This is a genomic window from Anaplasma marginale str. Florida, assembly GCF_000215485.1.
Classification (GTDB): Bacteria; Pseudomonadota; Alphaproteobacteria; order Rickettsiales; family Anaplasmataceae; genus Anaplasma; species Anaplasma marginale.
In genome coordinates, this window is the sequence record NZ_AFMS01000147.1 from 1 (window position 1) to 10,256 (window position 10,256).

Annotated in this window: 9 protein-coding genes and 2 pseudogenes; 9 read left to right on the plus strand and 2 right to left on the minus strand. The window is 49.8% G+C overall.

Annotation, left to right across the window (positions count from 1 at the left end):
* Window positions 1-560 (minus strand): annotated as a pseudogene (locus tag GAC_RS04300) (lysine--tRNA ligase); the annotation flags it as partial.
* Window positions 561-862: 302 nt separating this feature from the next.
* Window positions 863-1,567: an alpha/beta hydrolase gene (locus GAC_RS04305; RefSeq protein WP_010264631.1), complete on the minus strand. Its 705-nt coding sequence runs from the start codon at window positions 1,565-1,567 to the stop codon at window positions 863-865.
* A 199-nt stretch (window positions 1,568-1,766) separates the two neighbouring features.
* Here GAC_RS04305 and GAC_RS04310 point away from each other — a divergent pair, with 199 nt between their 5' ends.
* From GAC_RS04310 to GAC_RS04350, 9 genes and pseudogenes are all read left to right on the plus strand, one after another.
* Window positions 1,767-3,329, plus strand: a complete 1,563-nt coding sequence (locus GAC_RS04310; RefSeq protein WP_012658970.1) for an aminotransferase class V-fold PLP-dependent enzyme — start codon at window positions 1,767-1,769, stop codon at window positions 3,327-3,329.
* Between the two features lie 32 nt (window positions 3,330-3,361).
* A pseudogene (locus GAC_RS04315) lies at window positions 3,362-4,587 on the plus strand (IscS subfamily cysteine desulfurase).
* A gap of 8 nt (window positions 4,588-4,595) precedes the next feature.
* Complete coding sequence (iscU, locus tag GAC_RS04320) at window positions 4,596-4,997, plus strand: Fe-S cluster assembly scaffold IscU (protein WP_010267658.1); 402 nt, start codon at window positions 4,596-4,598, stop codon at window positions 4,995-4,997.
* Window positions 4,998-5,004: 7 nt separating this feature from the next.
* Window positions 5,005-5,385: a HesB/IscA family protein gene (locus GAC_RS04325; RefSeq protein ID WP_010267657.1), complete on the plus strand. Its 381-nt coding sequence runs from the start codon at window positions 5,005-5,007 to the stop codon at window positions 5,383-5,385.
* Window positions 5,378-5,827: a Fe-S protein assembly co-chaperone HscB gene (gene hscB / locus GAC_RS04330; RefSeq protein WP_010267654.1), complete on the plus strand. Its 450-nt coding sequence runs from the start codon at window positions 5,378-5,380 to the stop codon at window positions 5,825-5,827. Before GAC_RS04325 ends, hscB begins: the two co-directional genes overlap by 8 nt.
* Window positions 5,815-7,623 carry an Hsp70 family protein gene (locus GAC_RS04335; RefSeq protein ID WP_010267651.1) on the plus strand — a complete coding sequence of 603 codons (1,809 nt, stop codon included), beginning with the start codon at window positions 5,815-5,817 and terminating at the stop codon, window positions 7,621-7,623. The genes hscB and GAC_RS04335 overlap by 13 nt, the downstream gene beginning before the upstream one ends.
* Window positions 7,624-7,648: 25 nt before the next feature.
* Window positions 7,649-8,002 carry a ferredoxin family 2Fe-2S iron-sulfur cluster binding protein gene (locus GAC_RS04340; protein WP_010264616.1) on the plus strand — a complete coding sequence of 118 codons (354 nt, stop codon included), beginning with the start codon at window positions 7,649-7,651 and terminating at the stop codon, window positions 8,000-8,002.
* A 31-nt stretch (window positions 8,003-8,033) separates the two neighbouring features.
* Window positions 8,034-9,197, plus strand: a complete 1,164-nt coding sequence (locus GAC_RS04345) for a hypothetical protein (RefSeq protein WP_037349533.1) — start codon at window positions 8,034-8,036, stop codon at window positions 9,195-9,197.
* A gap of 465 nt (window positions 9,198-9,662) precedes the next feature.
* The gene (locus GAC_RS04350; protein ID WP_241760160.1) at window positions 9,663-10,121 is read left to right on the plus strand and encodes a cytochrome c-type biogenesis protein; all 459 of its coding nucleotides are present in this window, start codon (window positions 9,663-9,665) and stop codon (window positions 10,119-10,121) included.
* Window positions 10,122-10,256: the final 135 nt, after the last annotated feature.

Sequence of the window (10,256 nt, forward strand, 5' to 3'; positions counted from 1 at the left end):
CGCTCTTCCCCGACCGTGGCGAGCAGTACTTTGGTCGCTTCGTCGTAATTTTGCAATAACTTTAGCAGTACAGAATCGTATACCCCAGATTTGTAGCACTCGGTGGCGCTTTTGAGTTCATATTCAACTCCGAACCTATCGAGGAACTCACAAAATATGTGGTTCATGTGGTGCCCATAGCTCTGATGGGTACCGAATGGATCTGGGATAGATGTTAGCGGCCTGCCTAGACATTCAGCTACCATGTCATATTGTGGAATGTTTTCCGGAACCTTGCGCAGCCCATCCATGTCGTCCGAAAACGCTAAGATCTTAGTTGAAGTGTTTGGTGAAATCTCACGCAATGCGTTAGCCACGAACGTGGTTCGCACAACTTCACCTAAGGTTCCAATATGTGGTAGCCCGGAGGGCCCATACCCGACGGACAAGATTACCTCTCGTTCTTCGCCAAATGCTTGGAGAATTCTCTCCGCTTCTTTGAAGGGCCAGGAACTGTGCACCACTGCTTTTCCTATGAAACAAGCGAGATTGTACAATACAAAATTCCCGCCTTCAACCACCGCGTCGTCACTCTGGGAAATCCGTATGCCGCAAGTTGGCCGGCGCTAGACGCGGTGAACGTGTAACGCGTATGAAACCCGTCTCTCTTGCATGTTTAAAGGATGTATCGGCCGCTGCGTGCACCGTGGCAGCACAGATGCTCTGGGCCTTAACGCACATACGCCCAACAAGTCCTACACTTCCAGCATGTGCAAGACAAAAGCCGAACCTGGGTAAAAAACTGCTGAGATGTAGCAAAAGCGACCGCCCGTGCCTCTTGGTTTACAGCGAAATGCGGCAGGAATGTACCGCGAACCCTACACTACCCAGCGTACACAGGATGCTTGCCCTTGATCTTCTTATCAGAAAACGCCTGCTCGCCTCCAGCTGACATTCTGGACTTTATATATGCATCAACCACCTCGTTGAGTTGGCTGATATGATCACGGAAAAAGTGGTCTGCCCTTTCCACGACGTAATACTGCATATGCTCACTCTTAATAGAGGCGCTCAACCTTGACGCGAGTTGAGAAACCGCCGCTTCCTCAGCTATACTGTCATTATCCCCCTGAATTATCAACCCAGGGACAGGGCAGGGCGAAAGAAACGAAAAATCATATCTGTTTGCTGGCGGAGATACCGCAACAAACCCGTCAACTTCTGGCCTGCGCATCATAAGTTGCATAGCCACCCACGCTCCAAAGGAAAAACCCGCAACCCAAAACGATGAAACCGAAGGACTGTTGTTCTGGAGCCAATCCGCAGCTGTTGCGGCGTCACTAAGTTCTCCCACGCCCTTGTCAAAAACACCCGCAGACTTGCCAATGCCACGAAAGTTTATCCGAAGGACGGAAAAGCCGTTCACGGCAAATACCCTGTAGAGGTTGTATACTATCTTGTTGTCCATGCTCCCACCGTACTGCGGGTGGGGATGAAGTATCAGCACCAAAGGGGCGTCAGCATCCCTGCTTCCTGTATATCGTCCCTCTATTTTGCCCGCGGGCCCATTAAAAAAAACCTCTCGCATTCCTACCTACCAGACCTCTACCATACCGCCACAGCCATCTTGCAGGAAAAACCCACTTGACACGGGGTATATTATCCACTATCACTGTACACCGTGAAGATGCTAACTAAAAAGTTCCTTCTTACCAAGGGTTTTTTTAATCCTTCACCTAGCTCCAGTTGTTGCTTTTGCCACTACGCGCGTTTAGAGTGAGGCTACCATGTTGATGACCACAAGGTTACGTTACGCTGTGATGTTCATGGTAGGGTTGCTCAACCAGGGGCAGCCGGGCGGTGCATTCAAGCCGAAAAGAGCCTCCTCCATAGCCGACAAGCAATCCCTCTCTGAGGGTTATTTGGAGAGGGTGATAACATCTCTGAAAAACAAGGGGCTAGTAAAATCGACTAGAGGACCGGGTGGGGGATACTCTCTTGGAATGCCCCCCGAGCATATAACGCTGGATTTACTACTGGACTCTGTTGGGGATAAAGTCAGAATGGTCAGATGCGGGAGCGAACGCGGGGGTTGCTTGCCGTTTCCTGGCGTAAGGTGTAACAGCCACAATTTGTGGGATGGCATCGAGAGGTATGTCATGCACTATCTGAAGAATACTTCCATTTTGGATGTGTTCAACAACAATCTCAGGGTCGTAAACAGCGATGACGGCTATATATATGCAGATTACAACGCAACTGCCGCAGTGAGCGCACAGGTACGACACAAACTGGGTAATGAGCTGCTGTTTGGAGGCTTTTATAATCCGTCCTCGGTGCATAGATTGGGACAAAAGACCAGGGGGGTTATTGAGGATGCGCGCAGAACGGTTGTCAACAAGCTCGATGCTGCGGGGTATGATGTAGTATTTACCTCCTCTGGCACCGAGGCGAACAATTTGGTTTTCAGGAGTAGCGCCGGATACGTGCATATTATCTCCGCCATTGAGCACCCTTCCGTGATGAACGCGGCGACGGATCCCATGGTGATTCCAGTCAATGGTTCGGGAGTAGTATCTCTTGATGCTTTAGATGGCATTTTGAGCTCGCTTGGCGGGAAAAAGGCCTTGGTTTCTGTCATGTTGGCTAACAACGAAGTGGGGACGATACAACCGGTTCAGGAAGTTGTAAAACTTGCGCGTAAGTACGGGGCTGTGGTACACACTGATATCGTGCAGGCTTGTGGGAAGATTCCAGTGAGCGTGCTCGGGTTGGGTGCGGATTTTGTCACTATTTCTTCACACAAAATTGGCGGGATACCTGGTGCTGGTGCACTGCTTTTCAATGGCAAGAACGTTCAAGTAGAGCCCATGATATTTGGTGGGCTACAAGAGAGGGGTTTGCGCGCTGGTACGGAGAACGTGGTAGCGATTTGTTCCTTGTCCATAGCATTGGAGGATATACAAGCTTGTGTAGGTAGAATGTCAGCTGTAAGGCAAATGCGCGATCTATTGGAGAAAAAAATCGGTGAACTTGTGCCTGAATGCGTGATCTTTGGGCGCGATGTAGACAGGCTTCCCAATACTACGTGCGTTTCCATGCCTGGTGTTAGCAAAGAGCTCCAGGTTATGGGCTTTGACAGCCACAAAGTAGCGATAGGCGTTGGGTCTGCGTGCTCTTCAGGCAAACCCGGAGCCTCGCACGTGCTGTCTGCGCTTGGGGTCAGCGATGAATGTGCGCAGAGCGCTGTCAGAATTAGTTTAGGGCCTGGTGTGACCGAAGCTCAGGTTTGTAAGATCGCCGATTGTTGGTATGGAATCTATAATGGCTTTCGTATGACGGTTAACTAGGGCTCGTGTATGGTTAGTAGGAGGTTACAAGTATGACGGGGAGCAAGGGAGTACAACCTCCTGTGTTTTTTGATTACCAGGCTACCACTAGGGTAGATGACAGGGTGCTTGAGGTCATGGTTCCGTACTTTCGGCAATTCTCTAACCCGCATTCGCGCAGCCATTCTTTTGGATGGAGGGCCGAGTCTGCAGTGGAAGTTGCTAGGGAGCAAATTGCGGAGTCAATAGGTGCGGACCCCAAAGAGGTTATATTCACCTCTGGTGCCACGGAATCTAATAATTTGGCCATAAAAGGACTGGCGCGCTTCTATAAAAACAAAGGAAATCACATCATTACTCTGAAGACTGAGCATAAGTGTGTGCTAGATTCGTGCCGCCATCTTGAGACCGAAGGTTTTGAGGTAACCTACCTTGATGTGCGGGGAGATGGCATATTGGAGGTAGACAAACTCGAGGCCGCAATAAGGGACGACACAATACTCGTGTCCGTCATGACGGTAAACAATGAAATAGGGGTCATCCAGCCCATCGGTGAGATAGGTAAAATATGCAGGAACAAGGGTGTGTTTTTTCACACTGATGCGGCCCAGGCGCTAGGCAAGGTGGCTATAGATGTTAATAGCATGAACGTGGACCTGCTGAGCATTTCTGGGCACAAAATATACGGTCCTATGGGGGTGGCGCGCTGTATGTGCGCCGCCGCAACCCGAGGGTGCGCCTGGTGCCATTGCTCAGTGGGGGAGGGCAAGAACGTGGCATGAGGTCTGGTACTGTGCCGACGCCCCTGGTGGTCGGTCTTGGTGAGGCGGCTAAGATAGCTGTGCAAGAGATGGAAACCGAGAATGAGAGGATACGGGGGTTGCGGGACGTGCTTTACAACAAGATTAAGGGGGAGCTTCCCAATGTGGTTCTGAATGGGAGCTACTCCCAAAGGATACCGGGAAACCTGAATTTGAGCTTCTCTTATGTAGAGGGGGAGTCTGTCATTATGGCGATTAATGACTTGGCGGTGAGCTCAGGTTCCGCGTGCACTTCTGCTTCTTTGGAGCCGTCTTATGTGCTACGTGCACTTAATGTAGAACAAGATCTTGAACACTCATCCATAAGGTTTGGAATAGGTCGGTTTACCACGCTTGCAGAAGTTGAGTACGCAGCGGATTTGGTGATACGCAGTGTGCGCAAGCTGCGTGAGATGAGCCCTCTATGGGAAATGGTACAGGAAGGTACCGATTTGAAGACTATTAATTGGGATGCATAGGAGGATATATGAGCTACAGTGATGCCGTATTAGATCGCTGCAAGAATCCGCAAAATGTTGGTTCTCTGCCTAAAGATGATCTAAACGTTGGAACCGGGTTAGTTGGGGCTCCGAGTTGCGGAGACGTAATGAAGCTGCAGATAAAAGTAGATGAAAATGGCACAATAGTTGATGCCAAGTTTAAGACATTCGGGTGTGGGGCCGCGATTGCCGCAAGCTCGCTAGCCACGGAGCGCATAAAGGGCAAGACGATAGAGGAGGCGTGCATGCTGAAGAATACCGTTCTTGCGAAGGAGCTGTCTCTGCCCCCAGTAAAGATACACTGCTCTTTGTTGGCCGAAGATGCCGTGAAGGCCGCAGTGCACGATTATAAAAGCAAGCAGCAGATTGCCAAAGGGGATAAATGTTGAGGTGCTTATGGAGCTAAGCATTGAGCAAAGCAACCAGGGTGATAGCCGCTCTCCTATTGTTGTGACTGATGCAGCATGGCGTAGAATGAAGGAGCTGCTTACAGATAAGGGGGACCCTGATGTCGCGATTAGAATTCTTGTAAAGCAGAAGGGATGCTATGGGTTTAAGTACCATATCGAATATGCATACGGCGCCAGGCCGCTAGAAGTGAAAGTTGAAAAGGTGTTCGACGGGTTTAAAGTTGTGGTACTGATTGAGCCGAAGGCTATGATGTTCATCCGTGGTACCACGGTCGATTATTATAGCGACAGGTTGTCGTCCGGTTTTGTTTTTAAAAACCCCAACGAGAAGGGCAGATGCGGATGTGGGGATAGTTTTTATGTCTGAAAACTACTTTGCCTTGCTTGGTTTAGAAGTTAATTTTTTCATAGATCTCAAAACTATGGAGAGGAACTATGTAGCGATGCAAAGCAGCATGCATCCGGACTGTTTCTCTGATCCCGCCAAAAAAGAGTCTGCTGTTGTGCGTATAGCGGAGGTGAATGAGGCATATTCTGTGCTCAAATCCCCGTTAGCAAGGGCGGAGTATATTCTAGAACTCAATGGCACAAAGCTGCAAAATGAAGACCGGAACAACCTTGTGTCTGAGGTATTTGACACGTGTGATTCTCAGGATGCAGAATCTGCGATCACGTCAGAAATATCAAAATGTCAGGAACTTATGGGGAAGTTCTTCGCGATAGGTGACATGTACCAGGCTGCGCTGCAAGTTGAGAAACTTAAATACCTGAAAAAGCTAAACAAGAGCGGGGCCGCATGCAGCTGTTAGATATTACTGAGCCTGAAACGACGAAATGGGACGTTGCATTCGGAATAGATTTGGGTACAACCAACTCCTTGATCGCCGTTGTAGAGCATGATGGCAGCGTTAAAGTTTTTGAGGATCCAGCCGGGCGCTCTCTGATTCCCTCGATTGTTGAATATACCCGCGATGGAGCGGTCAAGGTGGGGCACGACGCGAATCCTTTGCGTGCTTTGCGCTCCACAAAACGCCTGATGGGCAAGCTCGCCAAAGATGTACACCACAGCCAATTTTGCGGCGCAACGGTTACAGATAAAAATGGCAGCGCAGCGCTTAGTATTGGCCAAAATAAGGTAGTAACGCCAGTCGAGGTTGCTGCAGAGGTGCTCAAGCGTCTTGTTGAGTTAGTCAAGAGCTGCACTGGTCAGGATGTTACACATGCTGTTATCACCGTTCCTGCGTATTTCGACGAAATTGCACGCAAGGCAACCAGAGATGCCGCTAGGATGGCCGGTATTGAGGTGTTGCGGTTGCTGAATGAACCAACTGCTTCTGCGCTATCGTACAAAGTTGAGCAGGCCGGTGATGCGGAAGTGTGCGTCGTGTACGATTTTGGGGGCGGTACTTTCGATGTTTCCGTGCTAAGGCTCCATGATGGGGTTTTTCAAGTACTGGCTACGGGGGGAGATACCAATCTTGGGGGAGATGACATCGACCAGTTGCTCGCAGAGCTGGTTGTGGCACAGTATGAAAGTTGGAAGCGTGAGCGGGTTTGTGGCGATCCGTACGCTGACGGCTTAGTGCTTGACGCCTGCAATGCCAAGAAGGCCTTGAGTGGGAGAAGCGGCGGTGCCTTCGAGTTTAGAATATGCGGTGATGTTTTTCGGTGCCATATCACTGATGCCGAGTTCACCGAGGTTGTAGATAAGGTGGTTTCCAAGACCATGAAGATTTTGGAGCAGACAATCTCCGATGCTGGGATCGAGCCGTGTGACGTTTCGAGAGTGATTTTAGTTGGAGGATCCTCCAAAATCCCCCGTGTGAAAGCCGCACTGGACTCTATATTTTGCGGGAAGGTGTTCGATAGCGTCGATCCCGAGAGGGCTGTGGCCGTTGGAGCCGCACTTCAGGCGTATTATCTCTCAAATCCTGCTGCTACGGGCAGGAAAGTGCTAGTAGACGTTATACCCCTTTCTCTGTCCCTTGAGGTTATGGGAGGGGCCGTCGAAACCATAATACCTCGAAATACTCCGGTGCCGGCTCTTGTGACACAAGAGTTTACCACGTATACTGACGGCCAGACTGCTATACATATACATGTGTGTCAGGGGGAGCGAGAGATGGCCGATGCTAATAGGTCTTTGGCGAGGTTCGACATTGGGGTGCCTCCCTTACCTGCGGGTGAGGCTAGGGTGAAGGTGGAATTCAGAGTTGATATGGACGGTCTGCTGGTTGTGTCCGTCCGCGAGAAGTCTACTGGCTTGGAAAAGTGTGTAGAGGTGAATCAACTGGAGGGTATCACGCCTGCGGACGTGGAGCGGCATGTACTTAGTGCAGTAGAGAATTTTGATGAGGATATGATTGCTAGAGAGCTCAGTGCGGAGAGGCTAGAATGTGCACGCATTGCCGAGCTGCTGGAGGGGGCACTGGCTAGTGAGCGGTTTTCTGGAATTATGCTGCAGGAAGCAAGTGATGCGCTGTCTGAGGCTAGGAACGCGATGTCCGGATCAGACGCGAAGAAGATGCGCGACGTTTCCAGAAGGATTAAGACGAGATTTGTTGATTGTGTGGGGCAAGATGCCCTTTTACATGAAGAGAAATAGTAGCTACAATTTTCGGGGTTTGTGAATGCCGTCGGTGACTTTTGTATCTCAGAATGGAGTTGAGAAAACGTATGAGGCTCATGAAGGGGAGACCCTTCTTACGTTAGCGCACAGGAATAAGGTGGATCTGGAAGGTGCATGCGAAGGTTCGTTGGCTTGCTCCACGTGTCATTTAATCATTGATCCGGAGTGGTATGACAAGGTAGAGTTGCATAACGAGCTGTCTGATGAGGAAAACGATATGCTTGATTTAGCATTTGGTCTGACTGAGACGTCAAGGTTGGGATGTCAAATTGTTGTGACTAAAGAACTCGACGGGCTGCGTGTCATGCTTCCTAGCGAGACCAGGAATGTATCCTTTGCTGAAAAAGAGGAGTAGGCTTTGTACGTGTTCTATTGGCGGTGGTATTATGACTAAATTGAAGTCAGTCGGTGCAGGCTTGTTGATTCTGGTGTGCGGCCTCCTTGCGGGTGCTTATCCGGCTTCAAGGTGGCTTGCAAAACAGGTTTCTCTATCTGTTGTGGATGCTATGCGTGGTGCCGGGCATGGCGTATTTCCTGTAAAATCGGTCAGCTATGAAGATATTGAAATACTAGGGATAATTCCGCGTCAGATCCTGCTGCAGAATTTTAAAGTAGATGTTGGTGGTGTGTCAGTGGTAGCGGAATCCCTATCGCTATCCTACGATGGGTCTGATAACATGTTTAACCTTGCATTGCCGGGTGGTAGCGTGCAGATATTCGGGTTGTCGCCAGAGGCGGAGGGTGAGTCTGGTGTGATAGAATGCAAAACCAGTGCCAGCTACAGCGCAGTATTTAAAGATAGCTTGCTGTTACAGGTGCTCAAGAAACTTGTACTCAGAAAGGAGGCTACGAATGAGGTAGTGAAGTTCACATATTCTGATGAGGCTGGAGTTTCTTGCTTTGATGCGGCTTCCGGTGAGTATGTTCCTGTGTATGACAGGGCACATTTGTCTGTAGAGGATAATGCGCCGGCTTCCGAGGACGGTAAGCAGGGGTTTGCTGTTACTCTTAATTCAGAGGTTGTGAGGAACAAGAGTGCCGATGGGTCTGGGGGCTTATTTCTCCAAGCGAAAGGTCTTTCCCTGTCGCAGTTGCGTGGGTCTGCAGAGGCCGAGAAGGCTTTGTATGCGGATATCCAACATATTGAGCTTCGCAGCGATGGATTTAGCCTGCTGGTGCACGGCAATACATCACTGTCAGAGAGCTGCATGTTACTCTCGCCTGCAAAGTGCAAGTCAGATCTGCATTTCGAGCTGAGAGGCTTTGCTGAATTTTCAAAGTTTGTTTCTGATATTGTTCAACAGACGCACCTAGGCAAGGAGCAGGAAGCAGTGGGTGAGGTGGCAAGAGAAGTTAACTATATGGCGCTTTTTGAGGTTATCATCGATGCAATAAAGAGTGTCTCCATTGCTGCTAAAGATGACGCCGACACCATAACGTTTACCGTGAAATCTGATGGCAACACGCTCACTATAGGCACCATGTCATTTCTGGAATTTTCAGAGTTGGTCATGAATAAGGTCAAGGAGGCCAAGATTCCCGGGCTCTAGCCGCTCAAAGTTTGTAATTGATGGGTCCCTGTGTGCGGATATGCCGCCGCTGGGGTTGCTTGTACCTGCCGCGCCCTTGTGTGCTGGCTTGGCCGCCAGCATGATGTGTGGGATAAACGTAGGGAGATTTGCAGAGTGATATCAGGTGTATTACAACTTGTATGCTAAATTCTAGCAACTCGTAGAGGTGTACCGGCGTGAAAAACTGCTAGATTTAGTGGCAAAAACCTGAGTGGTGAATTATAAAAATAGCAAATTTGCCATATGTTACGCCGTGCTTTGTATATAATCGTTTTACCAATTTTACTCGGGTTGCAAAATTGGTAGCAGCCTTAAAATGGAACGCACGTCAGGATGTTGGCAGTTTCATGATACAACCGTAGCTCTATGTACTACCGCGGTTTTCATGCTGTATGGTGTGCGATGATGGCCTGCTCTGCAATGTTTTTGTGGTGCACTGCTTGCATGCTTCGTGGTTTTGTTGTAGACATTATTGTGCGTGTATATGGTTTTGTCAGTGGCCAGGCTGCTTTTCTTTTCCTTTTATGTATGCCCTTTCCGTGCTATGCCGCCTCCTTTGCGCTTGATGCGGGGTTGGTACCTGGGGAGGTGGAATCTCGTGCAGATAAAATTTTCAGAATGACGAAGTGCCTGGTGTGCTCTGGGGAGTCACTGCGGGATTCGCAGGCCCAGTTTGCGGTTAATATGCGAGAGTTGATAAGGGGCGAGATTCTCAATGGTCGCACGGATGACGAGATATTGGCTGATCTTAAAGGTAGATACGGAAGGCAAATACTTAGCTTCACGCCTTACGAGGGGCACGCTCGGTTCCTGTGGGCCTTGCCCTTGCTCGCTCCCGTGGTGCTCGGCGCGCTGATGTTTGCAAAGCTGGTGCGCATTAGGGGTGGATCAGAGCGCGCGTGAAGCAGCAGCCCCTCCTTTGCTGGATGCAGTTTTCCTTGGTAGGCTACGCATTGTGTGGCTGTAGCTGGGACATGGGTTGCGTGTTATCTCCGGGTGGGGGTTGTGACTAGATTCCCTGCCACTCGCGTAACTCCT

What these genes read in the sequence shown, in the direction of transcription:
- GAC_RS04305 (WP_010264631.1), bottom strand. Translation starts at nt 1,567, where the DNA reads ATGCGAGAGGTTTTTTTTAATGGGCCCGCGGGCAAAATAGAGGGACGA.
- GAC_RS04310 (WP_012658970.1), top strand. Translation starts at nt 1,767, where the DNA reads ATGTTGATGACCACAAGGTTACGTTACGCTGTGATGTTCATGGTAGGG.
- iscU (WP_010267658.1), top strand. Translation starts at nt 4,596, where the DNA reads ATGAGCTACAGTGATGCCGTATTAGATCGCTGCAAGAATCCGCAAAAT.
- GAC_RS04325 (WP_010267657.1), top strand. Translation starts at nt 5,005, where the DNA reads ATGGAGCTAAGCATTGAGCAAAGCAACCAGGGTGATAGCCGCTCTCCT.
- hscB (WP_010267654.1), top strand. Translation starts at nt 5,378, where the DNA reads ATGTCTGAAAACTACTTTGCCTTGCTTGGTTTAGAAGTTAATTTTTTC.
- GAC_RS04335 (WP_010267651.1), top strand. Translation starts at nt 5,815, where the DNA reads ATGCAGCTGTTAGATATTACTGAGCCTGAAACGACGAAATGGGACGTT.
- GAC_RS04340 (WP_010264616.1), top strand. Translation starts at nt 7,649, where the DNA reads ATGCCGTCGGTGACTTTTGTATCTCAGAATGGAGTTGAGAAAACGTAT.
- GAC_RS04345 (WP_037349533.1), top strand. Translation starts at nt 8,034, where the DNA reads ATGACTAAATTGAAGTCAGTCGGTGCAGGCTTGTTGATTCTGGTGTGC.
- GAC_RS04350 (WP_241760160.1), top strand. Translation starts at nt 9,663, where the DNA reads ATGCTTCGTGGTTTTGTTGTAGACATTATTGTGCGTGTATATGGTTTT.